Genomic DNA, 17,583 nt, shown 5'->3' on the forward strand with positions numbered 1-17,583 from the left:
TTTTCTTATTTAAAGTCTTCAAGATGGATTCTTTAAAAGATTAAAAGGCAGGTTAGACCTGCCTTTTTTTATGCGGCCTTTTTATTGTGAAATAGTTTTTCAGACTCTTCTTCTAAAACTTGAACAAGTATACTTCTTACTTTTGCTCTAACTTCTTCTTTAAAGTTTTCATCAAGTTGTTCTTCAATTGTCTCCAAGAGAAGATTGTTGCAAATTGCTCTGGCCTTTTCTCGAATCTGTGAAATTTCTGGTGTTTTATTTTCTGCACCCTCTAGCATTGTTTCAGCAATAAAAGTATAGGCCTGCGTCCATTGAGATTTAAGCTCTGGCGTCCATTCATCACCAAAAAAGAAGGCGAAAGTTTTAAGTAAACTTTGTCCAACCCAACTGTAATGTTCTGGTTCTGTCCCATAATTTACATGGCGAGAACCCATCTTTTTTAAATAATTTGTTAGCTTTTCGCCGTCTTCAAGATGATCCACAATATAGACTAAAGAATTGATAAGCGCCTTTTTCTGAGCGGCCATATTTACATCAGTAAATAATCCCTTGGAAGCGGGGTAGTCCTGAAAAAGAAACTCATAAAACTTATTGGCCACATCACCTGCGATTGGCTTTGCTTTTTCAAAAGAACTTCTGATCATATTGATATCTAAACTCATGGCATCCTCCAGTATGTTGTATCTTATCGGAGTGCTTTAATCAGTATAGACTCAATTTAATCTTTAGATTTTGGAGATAATGCTTGTCCCTATAAATGGACGATTGTAAGTGGTTAAAAAAAAGACCAGTAGATGATTTACTACTGGTCTATTCTTTTTTTAATTGAAAATTTCTTTTAGGCCAAGATCTTCTTGGGCAACTTTTGAAATTGGTGCACTTGGTAGTTCTCTTAGAGAATAGTCCATTTTCATAGAGTAATCCCTATCAATTCTATTTCTTAGGCCTTGCTGGGCATTGTACCAATCAAGTTTTTCTCTATTTTGACCACAGTTATTGATACTTGTAGAATCAGTCAGACCCCAACGAAGTTCAACACAGTGATATGGGTCAAAAGAAAGTTTGAATAAGTTCTCTAAAACCATATCAAGATTTAATGAAATATCATTGCCAGCACTTCCTTTAATATCAAAGGCACAGCTGGCGGTTTTTTTCTTATACACTCTTTCAAGGTCAGAAAGAAGATCTACTCCATTGTACTGAATGTTTGCATCACCATTGCGATGTCCTTCAATCATTTTTAGGACAAGTTCTTTTCCTTCTCTTACAGATGCTTTTAGACGAGCATCTCTTGAAGGAGATGAGTATGTTTCCCAATCCCCCTCAGTTCCGTAAATATTTTCAGGAAGAGTATCTGGATGAGACTGATTTTGAAGTCCAGCTTTCAAAGAAGCATTTACTGCAAGATTTCTTTCTTTTACATCGTAACAAATCTCATCTAATAACTCTGAAAATTCAGCAACGGGTTCGTAGACAAGATTCCCTTTTGAAAGTTTATTTCTTACATATTCGTAAAAAGACATTGGTCTATCATTGAAATTATAAGTATCGCTCTTTTGAAATTGCTCAAGAGAGTAGTCTGATAGTTCTTTGTTTTCCACAGTTTCAACAGTGTCATTTGCAACACTGAACGAGCGCCAATTTGCAAATCCTCCACCGATGCGAACATCTGTTCTTGAAAATTTCTCACCGTAAGTGATCGCAGTTAAAGAATTGTCTGGGTGGGCATCAATTAAATGGATTTTACCATTACTTGTTACTTCATAAACAACGGCTATATGTCCATTTGGATCATAGAGAACAGTACCTGGTTTAATGGCATCTCTAGAAATTTCAACTGGGTAAGTATCTCTAAAGTTTTTACCATCTTCAAATTTTGAAGCATTCGTACGAAAAGATGCCGTTGAAATTGAACCGCTAATACTAGAGAGGACTTCGTTTACACTGTCACCATTTTGAACATATCTCTTCGAGATAACGACGTTACCAAGTGTATTGTATCTTAAGTCTGGTACTTTCTTTTTCCCATCATTAAGGGCCTGTCTAAGATCTTTAATTTTTGCTTTAATTGATCTTTTCTTAAAAAAACCAGCGTTGTACATTTCTTTTTCAAGCTCTTTTATTTGAGCACGAATTGCATCTTTTTCTGGTGTGTACCATGTCGCTGGATGAAGAGCATTTGGGTAGCTAAAGGGAAGATCGTTCATCCACGCAAAGTAGCCGCGAAGAATATAGGGAAGATCCGCACAATCTGAAAATACATCTCTCAGATTTGATGGATTAAGATTGTAATATTTCGGATTGGCCTCTTTGCTCTTTAGACATTGGTCAGTCGTATGGCAAAGACCAGCTTTTTTTGCCTTACCAAGAGAGGCAATAAAGTCTTCGTAACTTTTTTCAAATGAGCGCGTCCAAGTCTTGTTCTTCACTTGCCAGCTTAAAGATTTTTTTGTGTTTGCAAAAGTCGGAGAGACAACAAGCAATGTTGCTATAACAGCATATTTTTTCAACATAAAATTCCCCCAATTTTAATTGGGGGTAATGTAAGTGAATTAGTAAAATAATCAATGGGTTTCGGTGGGATAGGGCATTTTTACATGCGTTCTCGCTCGAATCTTCGTAAATTTGATCTTAATATTTTCACGCTTTTAGCATTCCAGTTCTGATTTTGCGCCATCTCACTGTACTTGTTGAAAGTATCTTCATTGATAAAAGGAAAAAGACCTTTTGCAAGCTTTTCTTTAATCATTGGTGAGGCCACCTGAAAACTCTCTGTTAAAGCTTCAGTGATCTGCTCTTGGTGACCAAGTTTTTGATACCTTTCAAGCTCCATCATCGCATCTTCAATTAATGCATCGTCATGATACTTGAGTACATCTTGAACTATTGAGTGAAAATTTTCAGAAGATATAGGCTGGGTGCTCATAAGGGCAAGGGCCGCTTCTTTCACGTGCCCATCTTCAATTTTTAAATACTCTCTCGCTATCTCACTATACTTAGGATTGCTTTTTTCGTTCAGGGCCTTCTCTTTAAGTTTGAAGAGTTTATCTTTGATTTTTTGTCCCAATGCTAAGTCATGCATTCGTGGGTCTTTATTTGGAAAATTGCATATCTTTGAATAGCAGTCTTTTAGTTTTTGTATTTCTTCTTCTAGATTTTGAGAAATAGATGTGTCAAAAGATGCTGGAGTACGATCAATGTTTTTATTACTTTGATAGTGAGAAAAATGATGGATCTCGTTATGGGGATCTCTAGACCACAGTTCTTCACTTTTGTTTATTAAAAACAAGGCAACAAAAGTGAAGAAAAATATAAGTGCAGTTAATTTCATTCTCATATTTCACTTATATCCTTATTTTCTAAGTACCCTCGTTTACCTTTGATTTCTACCAGTGACCATTTTGTTCCTTTTGATATAATTTTGAAAGTATAAGAACCAAGTACAGGGCCTCTCACATACATGATACGAGAGCATTTATTACTCTCACAAGAGCGCAATGATCTATACCATATTCCACTTTTTAGCTTTCCATATTTCGGTTCAGGTTCTGGGTGAGGAGTGGGCACAGTATTCGTTACGAGTTCAATTCTCTCTTGTACCGTATTTTCTGGGAGTAGATCTCCTGCATAGATTATTGCACTAAAGCCACTCGATTGGATGGCGTAATAGACGGAATTTTCTTCTCCCGTAATTTTATGAGAGATGACTTCAACAATTGAATCACTTGATAAAAGGCCAATTTCATTATGTTCGTTATCAAGAAGTTTCATATCAACGAGGGTTTTTATTTTATCACCCTTTCTTGCGAGTATAGGATTTATACTTTCTGTTGTTATACTTACTTCGGAGGTCCATGAGCTGTAATCTTTATTTGTTCCCGCAAAAATATAACCTTCGCTATTACCAGATTTAATTTTGTAATAACGGTTGTATATTCCTATTGAATCTGTCGTGTAGTCTAAAATGGTAAAGACTTGTCCTTTTTTTGTGGTTGTTAATAATTTTCCACCAGGAGTCTCTCGGAGGTTGATATTCTTTTGTATTTTAATTTTTGAACCTACACTGTAGAGACCTGGGATTGATTGACAGATGTCATGTCTATCGTGTTTGACTATTTCTTCGTCCACATCTTCAGCAAGTGCGGTAATGATATCAGAAGTCATTGATGGTGAAAATTTGCTGATGAGACATAATTTGTCTTCAATACTTTCCAGACACTCAAAACGACCATCTCTATAGAGACAAGTTGGACCACTTTTAAGTGAATAGAGCATATCTTCTTCATAGGTGATTGGTGTTGGTTCTTGAGGAGTTCGAACACAGTTCTCACTGCCTTCTGCTATACAGGTTACATCTACGCTCGCAATTTCTCTTTTTTCTGAAATGTATTTTTCCCAGTCTTTTTTTCGATATTTATCGTAAAAGCCTTTGTCGTTTCTGGCCCATTTGTCATTAGGATTTGTAAAACGACATATTCTACTTGGACCACCGTTATAAGCACTATAAGCAGCTCTCGATCTCGCTACCCAATTTGTTTCACTTTTTACACAGCTTTGCGAAGGAGCTCTCTTCCATGCACTATAATACTCTTCTAGAGAATAGAGCATATTAAAAACGATATTTGATGCCTTTCCAGATGTCACGGCCTCGAAGTGCCATCGGTCATCAACTTGCATTATTCCATGTCCATGGCCATAGTCGCCTCTCATATATTGAGTGTGTCCACTTAAGGCCTGACGATAATGACTCCAGTAACTTTCTTGATGGGCAATGGCAAAAGTCGCATGAGTGAATTCGCGTTTTTCATCAGCACTTACACCTGGCTTCTTTGTCTCAATAAAATATTCTGCGGTTTCTTTTATGAGAGCGTAAACTTCTTCCATATATCGTTCACGTTCATTAGAGCGCTCGCTTACATCGAAGAATATTGATTCAGAAAAGTTCTTTTCAACCATAGGAAGGTCGATAAATTCATCGACATTACAAATATTGGGGGCGCGTCCAAACGTCCATTCACCACCTCGCTTATCAAGACAGCGCCAATAATCCGGCGTATCGTTGAAAGCAGATACTGAAAAAATGTTGATGAATAAAAGGCCGATTAATACTAGGTTTTTTGCTCTTCTCATGCTCTCTTCATCGGCTAGGACGAGAATCTATTGAGGGCCGATATTTAGCTAGGTTTAAGCAATATTAAGAATATATGAATATTTAAGTACTTAATGCCAGAAAAAAATGCCAATTTGTGAAATAAACCTAATTTGTTACGACATGTTTCCGATAAGTTAACACGGACTTGCTGAGAAATTTGAAGATAAATGTACACTTATATTCATCCTCAAAAGTAGTACGTAGGTGAATTTATGGGGTTTAAAAAAAGATTAATTATTTTTGGTTTATGTGGCCTGATGGGTACGAGTTTTTCGGCAGAAAAACTTGGATACACTGGTCGTCTTGTAAACTCAAATGGTGTACCTGTTGGTGGTGCTTCCGGCAGTGCCGATCTTGTTTTTAAACTTTATGAAGAAAATGGTGGTTCATATACTGGTGTTTGTACTCAAGAGGTTAGTAGTGTTCCACTTAAAAATGGTGTTTTCAGAGTCAGCCTCGATTTTTTAACTGGTTCTCAAACTTGTGATCTTGTTGCAGTTTTTAATAGTGCTAAAGTGAATGCAAGAGAGCTTTATATTGAAGTTACTGAGAGTTCAAACCCTAGTTCTCCCTATCCAAAACAACAATTAACATCAACTCCTTTTTCAACGATCGCCGAAACTGTTGTTGATGGAAATATTTCTCCCATTAAGTTAAGTGGTATCACGGCTGCAGGTTGTTCAACCAACCAGGTTCTAAAGGCCAATAGTAACGGAACTTTTTCTTGTGTTACCGATCAAGGATCATCAGGAACGATTACTGACGTAACTGTTGTGGCCCCATTGGCGAGAAATGTTTCAGGCTCAACTATTGATCTTTCAATTCCTGTTGCTGATGCAGCGACTGATGGTTATTTAAGAAAAGAGGACTTTGCACTTTTTAGTGGAAAGCAAGATGCTCTACCATCAGGTGGAGATACTTCAAAGTATTTGCGTGGTGACAATTCATGGGCAACACTTGCTGATGATGTGGAAAATACAGTACTTGCTAACTTTTCCCCTGTAAGTGCTGTCGTAGCAAATTCAGATACAGTTGTTCAGGCCATAAGCAAGCTACAAGGACAAATTAATACAGTTAGTGCAAGTATTCCAACTGATACCGACTCACTTGCTGAGGGAAGTACTAATCTCTATTTTACAGATACCAGAGCTCAAAATGCAGTTATTAGTAATGTCATTACAGATAATGTTACGAATAAAGCGCCAAGTGAAGATACTGTTTATGAGGCCCTTGTTTTAAAACAAAACCAAATTGTTCAAAGTGACACTATCGTTCCAGGTCGCGTGCAAGTGAGTATGCAAAATGGAGTAACTCTTCTTCCATTTGGTACAAACCCAGGTGAAACGAGTGAAGTTCAATTTAAAGAGCTCATTTCAAATGGGGCCAACTATGTAGGGCTTAAGGCCCCAGATAGCGTGGCCGCTGATATTGTATTTACTTTACCAAGCACAGATGGAACTTCTGGTCAGGTTCTTTCAACTAATGGTTCGAAGGTACTAGGCTGGTCTACAATTGGTGGTTCATCCCTTGCCGGTGATTCAGTTGATTCTTCAAAGATTGTTGATGGCTCAATCGTTAATGCTGATATCAATGCAAGTGCTGCGATAGATGCAACTAAGATTGCTGCTGGAAGTGTGGACAATACAGAGTTCTCTTACTTAAACGGTGTCACTTCAGCTATTCAAGCACAAATTGACAGCAAGGAAGCGGCCTTGCCAACTGGTGGGACAACGGCGCAATACATTCGTGGAGATAAAACTCTCGCGACACTTGATACTCAGGCCGTGCCTGAAAATACAAATCTCTACTTTACAACAGCAAGAGCAAAGGCCGCAACTGTGGCCGATGCCATTGTTGATGGTGTCTTAGATGTGGCGCCTTCTCAAAATATTGTTTATGACAGTCTTCTTCTTAAAGCAAATGTTTCAGATCTTGCCAACTATGTTGAGATTGCTGATGTGGCCAACTGTACGGCCGATGGAAGTCGCTTAACTTTCAATGGAACAACTTGGGCCTGTACGGCCATTAATGAAAATTTAGGTAACCATACCGCTACCCAAAATATTGATCTCGCAACTTATAAACTTGTCGGCAATGGTGGCTCAGATGGAATTTCTGTATCAAGCGCAGGTAGTGTTGGTGTAGGTGCAGCCGCACCACTTGGAAAATTGCAAATCTCACATGCAAATGATGCCATTGATGGAACAACAGTAACTTCTGATAAAGGTCTTGCCGTTCTTCATAATACCAATGCAGGTATTGTCGGTATGAGAGCAGAACACTCCGTTGGAAATGCAAATGATGGTGATTTTGTTCTTTATAATCAAGTTTATGAAACCTCTCAATATGTTTGGCGTGAACGATTTAGAGTAAGAAGTGATGGTAACGTTGGGATAGGAACTTCTGCACCTTCATCAAAACTTACTGTGGCCAACGCGCCAGTGGAAGCAACGATAGTAGGTCAATCTGCAAATAGCGTAACTTTATTTGGAGATGGTAATACTTACTTTCAAGGGCGTGATGCTACTAACGATGTTGAATTTGTCATGGGAACAAGTATTTCCGGCACTGAAGTTTTTGCAGGAAGTATGACGGCCCATCCGTTTACACTGAGAACTTCTAATATTTCTCGACTAACAGTTTTACCAAATGGTGACGTCGGAATTGGAACAACAACTCCAACTGCAAAATTAGATGTGAATGGAACTGTTAAGGCCACGGCCTTTGTCGGTGATGGCTCTGGTTTAACGGGAATTAGTGCTGATAGCTCAAGCAATACTGGCAATGCTGTTATTACCGCAGATAGTGATGTCAATGGTAGTGGTGAAATACAATTCAAAACGGGTGCTACAACAAGAATGAATATTCTAAATGATGGAAAGGTTGGGATAGGTACAAGTTCGCCAACGGCAAATTTTGAAGTGAGTACCAACACAGCGGGTGTAAAATCAGTTGCTAAATTTAGAGATAATTCAGGTACAGCAAAACCATTTCTAGATGTAAAACTTGATGACACAAGTGGAGTTGAGCTTTCTACTGGATTCGCAACAGGAATTGCTGGAGACTTCAAGCTAACGGCCACTGGTGGTTCGTCGAAATTAATTTTTTCTACTAACAGTACAGAAAAAATGAGAATTGATAGCAATGGTAATGTTGGGATTGGGACTATCACTCCAAATGAACCACTTCATGTTAATTCTGCATCTGCAGGAACTACACAAATAAGAATGACTGATTCTGCAACAGGACAAACTTCAACTGATGGTACACTTTTATCAATTGATAGTGCTATGAATACAGTCCTCTGGCAATATGAGAATGCAGGTATGTCGTTTGGAACAAATAACGTAGAACGTATTCGAATTGACCCTGCAGGTAAAGTTGGTTTTGGTACAAGTACACCAACTTTTCATCTTGATATCCAAAAAGATGGTGCAAATCTTAGAGTTGATGATCTTGCTGCTCCTGGTACGTGGGGAGCGAATATTGATATCTCAAGAAGTGGCGTTACTTCAGGACGTTTTGAAGCAGATGCCACTGACAATGTGATTATTTCAAATATGCTAAACAACGACATGAGATTTAGAACTAATGCTGTTGATCGCATGACTATCAAAAATAACGGTTATATTGGTATTGGCACAATGAATCCAAGTACAACTCTCGATGTTAATGGAACAATTAAGGCCACTTCTTTTTCGGCCGAAGGTTATGGCCCTCAGTTCTACAGTTCTGAAGTTGGTAAAACAGATTACAGGCTTACTCTTAATACAACGGATGCCGATTTATCTGAAATTTATAATTATAAAAACGGCAGTACAGGACCTGAGGTATACGGAGACGTTATGCTTGGTCGTAGTACTGTTGGTGGTGTTTTTGTTGAGGGTGATAATGGTAGAGTGGGGATAGGGACAAACGCACCAACGGCTAAATTAAATGTTACAGGTCTTGAAGCTGGAAATGGGACTCCAAATGCAGAAGTTATTATCGAAGACACTGATGCACATCTAGATCTCGTTTCAACAAGTGATGCAGAATGGGGTTCAATAATTAATTTCGTTGAAAACAGTCATGCCACAAAAGCTTTTATGAATGTTTGGAGTGTGGGAAGACAGGCATCTGGAACAGGAACAAGTGGATTTTATTTTAATTACGGAACAGCTAATTCACACGTAAATCCAACGCGATTATATCTTGGAACTAATGGTAATCTTGGTCTAGGAACAGTTGCTCCGGCAGCAAAACTTGCTATTCATGGAGATGGTCAACGTCTAAGATTTCAAGCGACAACTGCAGATCTCGCAGATTCAAGTTCAATTGACTTTGGTGAGAACAATGATACTCATATGCGAATTCGCTACGATGGAAATCAAGTCAGTGGAAGTAATGGCCGCTTAGTTATTTCATCTCCTTTAGATGCGGCCGATAATATAACTGTCTTTGATCGTCTTGGTCGTGTTGGGATTGGTGTAGCGACTCCAACAGAAACTCTCCATGTTGGTGGAAACGTCCTTGCGACGGCCTATCTTTATACTTCAGATTTAAGATTCAAAGATAATATTGAAACAATTCCAAATTCATTAGACAAAATCTCAAAGCTGAGAGGGGTGACTTTCGATTGGAGAACTGATGAATTTCCTGAGCGCCATTTTCCAGAAGAAAAAACAATGGGATTTATTGCTCAAGAAGTAGAAGAAGTTGCTCCTGAATTAGTGAAGACCGCAGAAGATGGTTATAAGTCTGTTCAGTACGGAAATATTACGGCGTTAATTGTGGAAGCGATTAAAGAAGTTGGTGTAAAAATCGAAAAACTTTTCAGCAATGATGAAGAAAATAGTAGAAGAATTGCATCACTAGAAGCTGAGAATGATCAATTGAAAAAAGATATGGAAGATATGAAAAAAGCTATTCAAGAAATGAAAAGTGAAATAAACGAATCGAAAAAGTAGTCCTAACATGATTTCTAATGCTGTACGTACGCTCACAATAATATCACAAGGTATTTTGCTTTTTCTAAGCATGCCTGCGTATGCCCTAAATACAGTAGATACGGGTTTTCAAGTTGCATCGGGAGAATTGAAAACTATTGTGGCCCATAATACTTGTAAAAAAGTATGGAACACTGGGGCCAGTTCTCAATTTGTGGCGACAAAAACAAGTATGGAGTGGACAAACTTCTACGTGAACCACCCAAGCTCACTTACTGTTAGAGATTGCAATGTTAGTTGTTCAAATCTAAAAAAAGCAGGCCCTAGTTACCCCACTGGTATTTACGCATTCGATCCAGATGGGGCTGGTCCACTAGGATCAATGAATATCTACTGTGATATGGACAATGACGGTGGTGGTTGGATGAGAGTTTTTGCCCATGATACATCTGCTGGATATTTTGCATCTTCTGCAGAAGCGGCAAGTGTCAATACGACAACTCCAAGTGCAACCAAGTATTCTATCTTAAATTTAATAGATTCATTTCGTTCTATGAATAGACTAACATTTAAGATCTATTGGCCAACTCTTAATAAAGGCAATATCTGGTCTCAAAGTTCTAATCCTACCTATAATTCTAAAGTTGTAGGTTACAGACCAATTGATCTCGATTCAAAAACAAATTATTGGGGCGGACTTGAATACAGCAGTGTTCAGACCTCAACTTTTATCGACGGCTCTGTTGAACATTCTAATTGGTTTTATTCAATTGGGGCGCGAGTTGCATGGATGGGTGGACTTCCATCATCGAATGAACTCTCATATGAAACAGGTGTTACTAAAGTTGAGCTTTATGTTCATGATGGTGGACTTCGTCCAATGAGTTGTGAACATATTTTAGAGCTTGGAGAGAGTAAGGGTAGTGGTGTTTATACTATTTATCCTGACCAGGTAACGGCCACAGATGTCTATTGTGAGATGAATGTTGATGGTGGGGGCTGGACACTTTTCTATGCGAATGCTGCTGATCCATCGATGACGATAAAAAAATCTTATAATGAACACTTAGCAAGTAAGTCTGGAATCGCTATTACTCCTACTAATTATGCCGATGCCAACACCGCCGGAATGTTAAACTTTGAAGAATTTTCGGCCACACAAGTGATGACCCGAGATATAACCAACTGGAGTGCAACTGATTTCTCAACAGTAGAATTTTTCAATTCCATCGACTTTAATAAAGTCGTTAATATGAAACATAGTCCTACTACGACAACAGTTGGCGATTGTGACGATCAAACAAATGGTTTCATGTTCAGATTTAGAAATAGTAATGGAATGAACTATTATAAAGACAAGGCCAATAACTGGCTTGGATTTGGTTGGGGAGATTGTGATGCTGGCTTCAATCAAACAGCAGCCTCCGATGTTCAAAATTATCCTCGCCACTACGTCTATAGTATTAATGGAAGTGCTGATAGTACACGTGTGCGTGGTGTTGGAGGTTTCAATTCGGGAGATTTAACTGTTAAAGCTCGCTACTTCCTAAGAGAAAAATATGATAAACCTAGAAACTGTATGGACATTCTTTTGTCTGGAAATTCAAAAGGAAATGGCAGTTACACTATTTATCCGGAGGGTAGCGCCATCACTGTTGATTGTGATATGACAACTCAAGGTGGAGGCTGGACAAAAATATGGCATGGCTTTCCAACACATGCGGCGGCAAGTAATACTTCAGCAGAAGTTTATTCTCGATCAAATTCAATTGCCTTTAATCAAATGAGAATGGAAGGAGTAAACTCCGGCTATAATATAGTGGATAATACTTGGAAAACGGCCTATCTCGATAAAACCATTCCACAATACTTTCAGCAAGTCATCGCTCAATCAGATGCTTCTAATGCAACTGTTTCATTTGCTGATTTTGACGGTGTAGAAAATGTAAAACTTGTTGGAAATTATTTTTTTCATGGCTATGGAAATATGTGGCGTGTTTTCAATTCATGCATCAACGTAGATCCGGGCACATCTGATCGTATTTTCGTTGGAGGGACCTATTCTCCTCGCTGTTCAGTAATAGATTCCTTTGCACAAGCATCAATTTCAACTTGTACTTCTACAAATAACTACTACTGTACTAATGCTTATGCTAGCACTGAGATTGATAGTGGTCTTGGCCTTACTCTTAAACAGTATCAGGAAACGAGAGTATGGGTGCGTTCAATTCCTTCAATGAGATCTTGTCGCGATATTTTAGATCGTGGATTCTCTGCTGGAAATGGTGTTTATCTTATCGATCCAGATGGCCCTTTTGGTGCGACGGAGCCCTTCCCAACATACTGTGATATGACGACTAATGGTGGAGGTTGGACTCTGGTTTGGGGTAATACGCGAGCGGGAACAAATAAACCAGTTACTAATTTAAGCTACGCAGATAGTATTAGCACTCGTCCGCGATGTTCTACGGCCAATTCTACAGTTTCTGATTTTACGGGTGCATGTACTTCAATGTATAACACTTTGATTAATTCAAATTTAGAAACTGCGTGGTTAGAAAAATTTAATTATTTTGTCGGACTCAAGCATTGGGACGATATGGTTGATGGCAGTGACTTTCAACTTATGTACAAATGGTCTGCGGATTATTTGAGAAGTCTTGATCAAGAAGCAATACTTCATGTTAAAAACTTCAATGAAGCTGATATGTACCGTTTAAATTTGAAAGGAATGACGCAAACGCTGGGGACAGTGGCCCCAGGATTAAGTTCACTTCATGGTGGAAATCCATGGTCAGCTTTTGATGCTGATAACGATAGTCATGCCAGTAACTGTGCGACTCTTTATACAAATTCTCCTTTTTGGTATCAAGCATGTTGGAGTGGAAGTATGAATGGTGGTGGTGAAGGTTCAGGTTCCGGCCATTACAACGGAGCTTATTGGTATAGCTCAACCGCAGCGTGGGGGGCCGCGAACGGAACGGGTGCAGGTAACGGATGGTATTTTATTCGAGAAAATAAAAGTAAAGGTCGTTTGAAATCTTCATGTAAAGAAATACTTCAAGATGATCCGAGCTCCCCTTCAGGTTATTACACAATTGACTTTAGTGCAGGAAATCCACAAGACCAAGTAACAGTTTATTGTGATATGACAACAAGTGGTGGGGGATGGACACTCGTGGCCTTTTCAAATGGTACGGCCACTGCGAGTACACCAAATGATTTCATGGTTAAAGAATACTCTACGAGCTATCTTTATGATCATACGAGAGTAAATTCTCAGGCCTCAATAAATCCAGAAAATTTCTCTCGTCTCGTTGGAACAACAGACGCAATGTTTGTTTCACCATCTTATAATGGTGGGGCCCCTTATATCGATACGGGCTTTGGTTTATGGGATTATAATTATACAAAATGTACTGGACCGCTTTATCACACATCAAGAACAGCTGGTTGCTCAGGGCAAAATGCCAATGATAATTTCGACACTGCCGATAGATTCAATATTGGATTTAATTCTGGGAACGAGGCCATCGTACCGGCCTATAAAGCGACAGAGGTTTGTTATAGCGGAAAAGGCAGTTGTTCATTCAAGTTCTTTCTAAGATAAAAGCTATTTGACCACTTTGTTTAACCCATGTTAGCGTCCTAGCATGAAATTCCTATTACTTTTTATTCTATTTATTCAAACAACATTTGCTCAAAGTGATTTAGTAGAGTTAAAGCGCCGCTTAGAACTCTATGGACTACTTGAATCGGAGCAATTTGATACTTTTTCTTTTGAATTACAAAAGAAAATTGATGTGAGTGAAGAAAAAGAAATTATTAAAAAACAACTTCATAATGACATCGAAAAAATCTACATTCCGAAATTAGAAGAGGTCCTCGGTCAGTGCTCTGATGGTAAATGCCTTGAAGTTGTGAATGATGTTTATAAACTCCACTTACCTGTGAAATCAGTGTGTCTTCCTTACACGAGTTGTGGTTTTTATTCCTGTATGGAAGAAAAATACCAATGTGATCCAGAAGGCGTGCATTATTTTACAAAACTTGCGAAACCAACATGCGAGGCCTATATGAAAAATATAGATCAGGGTAAGTTTTCTAAGAAAGGTATGGAGTGGATTTATACAGTGATGGTGTGTTTGCAAAAAGGTCTCGTTGATGAATGTGAGGTGAGGGACAATTGCCACAAAAAAACAAAACGCTCAACTTGTGACTATATCACTGATTTTACATTAAAATTTCACCCAGGATGCTATATAAATAGCGGGCCTGGAGTTTGTAAGTTACCGATAAAAGATAAAACTAATATTTGGAAAACAGTGGGACCTTTTTTGACGAAGCGCGAGAGAATTGAGGCCTATAAAGTTGTTTACCATTGCATTAAGACAGGTTTTTAACTATATTGCGCCCAATCTATAATAATCAAAGAGGGTGAAATATGATGTCGTTTCTAAGAAAATCTCTTCTTATTCTTACTTTAATTGCTTCTTCTCAAAGTTTTGCCTTAACTTGTGATCAAAGTGTTCTTGAGCAAGTTATCAACAGAGTAATCGAAGATGAACCGACTTCAGTAATTGAAAGTGGTAGTGTTGAGAACTTAGGAGATGGATTTTTTGAAGTTTATCTTCAGGTTAGCAATGGACAATACCCAGATGTTTGGCCTTCACACAATTACTATGAAGCAGTTATTGATGCTCAGTGTAAGGTCTATATGCTTACACTTGTAGAAACTCATATGTAATATCACTGGTATTCACATTGTAAAATTGCACGCCTTAGGTCAAAATAAGGGGACTTTTACAATGTGGATGGCCTATGAGTATTACAAGATTATTGATTCTTTCATTTCTTTTTTTTGCATTTAATACGTCAGCAGAATCTCTCCCAAGACAAAAGTTTTATTTCAAAGGCAAAGTTAAAAGTGACATGCCTAAGTCATTTAAAATTTCATTTTTAGAAAAATATCCGATGAGTGTCATTAAGGTGAATGACCCCTATCAAGGCGACAAGGAATTCTCTTTTACAGGAATTTCTCTTTGTCAGCTCTTTGATTTATTTTCTTTGGATAAAGCAAGCTCCTTAGAAGTAACGGCCATCAATGACTATGTTGCCACATTCACTCGTAAAGAGTGTGATAAATCAGATATCTACTTTGTTTATAAGCAAGATGGAAAATACATTACAACTGAGCTTATGGGGCCACTTCGTATTGTTCGTGCGAATCTAGGTGTTGTAGATAAATTGAAACTAGCAAAGGAAGGAGTCTATTGGGTTTGGATGGTGCAAACCTTAGAGTTTAAATAATGATTGAAACAACTTTTTCTAAAAGAAGATATATTACAAGTATTGCGGCGTTTTTCTCCGTATTTGTGATTGTTATTTCAATTATCTATATTTCTTATTATCACGGCTTCAAAGAACTAAGAACATCTCAACTTAAAGTTTACTCTTTTAGACTTTATTCAAGGGCCTATCTCCAAGCGATTGCTGCCAACTACGACACACTAAAATTGTTAACAGATTATCGAGTAACGAAAAACTTTGAAAATGCTGAAGACTCTTTTGTTCGCTTAAAATCAGGACTTGGAATTTTTCAAGCTTTGTTTAAAGAGTCGTGGAAGGCCGGTGTAAGAGAAAGTAGGATCGAATCGGCCCGTGCAGAAGAAATTATCGCGAACTACACTAAAGTCGTTGCTGAATTTGATGAGTGCTTAAATGGCTATGAGAGTACAGGGCAGATGGATTTTGAGAAGTTAGAAAGTGTAGAGAGACAAATTAAAGATCTTACGAGAATTCTCTCTTTTTCTGAGGCCAATTATTGGAAAAACCGTGCTCAAGATTTTGATGACCTCCTTAGCCGTCACAGACTCATTCGCACAATCTTCTTTACATTATCAACTCTACTTGTCGTATTGATTTCGATACTAGGTTTATTTGGATACAAGAGAATTCAGCTCGAAGAAAAAATTGAATCAAATCGAATGAAATTCATTGCACAGTCACGAATGGCCTCTCTCGGAGAGTTCTCGGCATCTGTGGCCCATGAAATCAATAATCCATTAACTGTAATTTTATGGCGAATTAAAATGCTTCGTAAATCGCTTCTTGAAATTGAACAAGACCAAGAGCTCGCTAAAATTATAGAATCAATTGAAGTTCAGGCCCGTCGTATCGATCAAATTATTAAAGGGATTCGTACTTTATCTAAGAACACTGATGATCTTGATAGTGAGTATTTTGATTTAAAACAAACTTTAAATCAGCTCCATGATATTATCGTTAATAAATCACTGACAAATGATTTCGAATTTCAAATTAATCATGGTCCTGAAGATGTCATTATTTTCGGCAAGCCAGTTCAATTAATTCAAGTTGTAACTAATCTAATCAATAACTCGATAGATGCCATTGCAAATAGAGAAGAACGTTGGATAAAAATCTCGTGGGAACAAGATAAAAAGAATGTAAAAATTCTTGTAACTGATAGTGGCGAAGGTATTCCAAAAGAGCAACAAGATCGTTTATTTGAATTATTCTATTCTACTAAACAAAAACATGGGACAGGAATTGGTCTAACAATATCCTCACAAATTCTTAACAGTCATGGTGGAAAACTTATTTATAATCACCATTCACCTAACACGCAATTTATGATAGTTCTTCCCAAAGCAGAAATGAATCACAAAAAGGTAAATTACGTATGAGAAATTTTTTAGTTTTAGCTCTAATTATGACAGCAACAAATGCAATGGCATGGGGACCAATCGGCCATAGAGTTGTTGGTAAAGTTGCAGAACTTCATATGGACTCAGCGACAAAAGCAAAAGTAGCAGAAATTCTTGGAACTGAGACATTAGCTTCAGTTGCTAATTGGGCAGATTTTATTAAGTCTAATCCAGATTGGAGAAAAGCGAATCCTTGGCACTACGTAAGTATTCCAGATGGGAAGAATTATAAGGCGATTGAAAAAAACAAAGATGGTGATGTGGTTTGGGCCATTAATCACTTCAGTGCGGTTCTAAAAGATAAGAAAGCAACGAAGGAACAAAAAGCAGAGGCGATTAAATTTCTTGTTCACTTTGTTGGAGATATTCACCAACCTCTACATGTTGGTCATGCCCATGATCGCGGTGGAAACAGCGTGAAAGTTGAATGGTTTCATAGTGAAAGTAATCTTCATGAAGTATGGGATGAGAAGCTTCTTGATATGCAAAAATTATCTTATACAGAAATGGTAGAGTTCATTAATCATCCAACAAAGGATGAAGTTATAGCATGGCAAAAAGATGGAATGGACACTTGGATTAAAGAATCAATGGATTTAAGAACTCAAGTTTATGACATCGATAAAAATAAAGAGAAGTACAAAAAATACGGTGAGTATCTTTATAATTATAACAATATCCAAGCATTAAATAAAAGAATGCTTCAAGCTGGTGTTCGCCTTGCGGCGCTTCTACGAGAGAATCTAAAATAATACTTATTTTTAATAGGCGG

Annotated in this window: 11 protein-coding genes; 7 read left to right on the plus strand and 4 right to left on the minus strand. The window is 37.9% G+C overall.

The annotated features are described in order from the left end of the window. Positions 1-68: 68 nt before the first annotated feature. From M899_RS00035 to M899_RS00050, 4 genes are all read right to left on the minus strand, one after another. Positions 69-662 carry a globin family protein gene (locus tag M899_RS00035; protein ID WP_021269373.1) on the minus strand — a complete coding sequence of 198 codons (594 nt, stop codon included), beginning with the start codon at positions 660-662 and terminating at the stop codon, positions 69-71. 159 nt (positions 663-821) lie between these two features. Then, entirely contained in the window at positions 822-2,513 is a 1,692-nt protein-coding gene (locus M899_RS00040; RefSeq protein WP_021269385.1) for a hypothetical protein, read from the minus strand. 80 nt (positions 2,514-2,593) lie between these two features. Beyond that, positions 2,594-3,337, minus strand: a complete 744-nt coding sequence (locus M899_RS00045) for a hypothetical protein (protein WP_021269369.1) — start codon at positions 3,335-3,337, stop codon at positions 2,594-2,596. After that, positions 3,334-5,130, minus strand: coding sequence for an SH3 domain-containing protein (locus M899_RS00050; RefSeq protein WP_021269382.1), 1,797 nt, complete (start codon positions 5,128-5,130; stop codon positions 3,334-3,336). The genes M899_RS00045 and M899_RS00050 overlap by 4 nt, the downstream gene beginning before the upstream one ends. 234 nt (positions 5,131-5,364) lie before the next feature. Here M899_RS00050 and M899_RS00055 point away from each other — a divergent pair, with 234 nt between their 5' ends. The 7 genes from M899_RS00055 (at position 5,365) to M899_RS00085 (ending at position 17,563) form a co-directional block, all read left to right on the plus strand. Further along, positions 5,365-10,101, plus strand: a complete 4,737-nt coding sequence (locus M899_RS00055; RefSeq protein WP_021269386.1) for a tail fiber domain-containing protein — start codon at positions 5,365-5,367, stop codon at positions 10,099-10,101. A gap of 70 nt (positions 10,102-10,171) precedes the next feature. After that, positions 10,172-13,690, plus strand: a complete 3,519-nt coding sequence (locus M899_RS00060) for a fibrinogen-like YCDxxxxGGGW domain-containing protein (protein ID WP_021269402.1) — start codon at positions 10,172-10,174, stop codon at positions 13,688-13,690. 43 nt (positions 13,691-13,733) lie between these two features. Further along, on the plus strand, positions 13,734-14,483 hold the full coding sequence (locus M899_RS00065; RefSeq protein WP_021269396.1) for a hypothetical protein: 750 nt from the start codon (positions 13,734-13,736) through the stop codon (positions 14,481-14,483). A gap of 41 nt (positions 14,484-14,524) precedes the next feature. Then, positions 14,525-14,827, plus strand: coding sequence for a hypothetical protein (locus M899_RS00070; protein ID WP_021269398.1), 303 nt, complete (start codon positions 14,525-14,527; stop codon positions 14,825-14,827). Positions 14,828-14,901: 74 nt separating this feature from the next. Further along, complete coding sequence (locus tag M899_RS00075) at positions 14,902-15,390, plus strand: hypothetical protein (protein WP_021269387.1); 489 nt, start codon at positions 14,902-14,904, stop codon at positions 15,388-15,390. Next, positions 15,390-16,790 (plus strand): sensor histidine kinase, encoded by a 1,401-nt coding sequence (locus M899_RS00080; RefSeq protein WP_021269352.1) that lies wholly within the window; start codon positions 15,390-15,392, stop codon positions 16,788-16,790. Before M899_RS00075 ends, M899_RS00080 begins: the two co-directional genes overlap by 1 nt. Then, entirely contained in the window at positions 16,787-17,563 is a 777-nt protein-coding gene (locus M899_RS00085; protein ID WP_021269400.1) for a S1/P1 nuclease, read from the plus strand. The genes M899_RS00080 and M899_RS00085 overlap by 4 nt, the downstream gene beginning before the upstream one ends. Positions 17,564-17,583: the final 20 nt, after the last annotated feature.

It is taken from the genome of Bacteriovorax sp. BSW11_IV (assembly GCF_000447755.1).
GTDB lineage: Bacteria > Bdellovibrionota > Bacteriovoracia > Bacteriovoracales > Bacteriovoracaceae > BSW11-IV.

Coding starts and splice junctions, on each gene's coding strand:
- M899_RS00035 (WP_021269373.1), bottom strand. CDS start 662: ATGAGTTTAGATATCAATATGATCAGAAGTTCTTTTGAAAAAGCAAAG.
- M899_RS00040 (WP_021269385.1), bottom strand. CDS start 2,513: ATGTTGAAAAAATATGCTGTTATAGCAACATTGCTTGTTGTCTCTCCG.
- M899_RS00045 (WP_021269369.1), bottom strand. CDS start 3,337: ATGAGAATGAAATTAACTGCACTTATATTTTTCTTCACTTTTGTTGCC.
- M899_RS00050 (WP_021269382.1), bottom strand. CDS start 5,130: ATGAGAAGAGCAAAAAACCTAGTATTAATCGGCCTTTTATTCATCAAC.
- M899_RS00055 (WP_021269386.1), top strand. CDS start 5,365: ATGGGGTTTAAAAAAAGATTAATTATTTTTGGTTTATGTGGCCTGATG.
- M899_RS00060 (WP_021269402.1), top strand. CDS start 10,172: ATGCCTGCGTATGCCCTAAATACAGTAGATACGGGTTTTCAAGTTGCA.
- M899_RS00065 (WP_021269396.1), top strand. CDS start 13,734: ATGAAATTCCTATTACTTTTTATTCTATTTATTCAAACAACATTTGCT.
- M899_RS00070 (WP_021269398.1), top strand. CDS start 14,525: ATGATGTCGTTTCTAAGAAAATCTCTTCTTATTCTTACTTTAATTGCT.
- M899_RS00075 (WP_021269387.1), top strand. CDS start 14,902: ATGAGTATTACAAGATTATTGATTCTTTCATTTCTTTTTTTTGCATTT.
- M899_RS00080 (WP_021269352.1), top strand. CDS start 15,390: ATGATTGAAACAACTTTTTCTAAAAGAAGATATATTACAAGTATTGCG.
- M899_RS00085 (WP_021269400.1), top strand. CDS start 16,787: ATGAGAAATTTTTTAGTTTTAGCTCTAATTATGACAGCAACAAATGCA.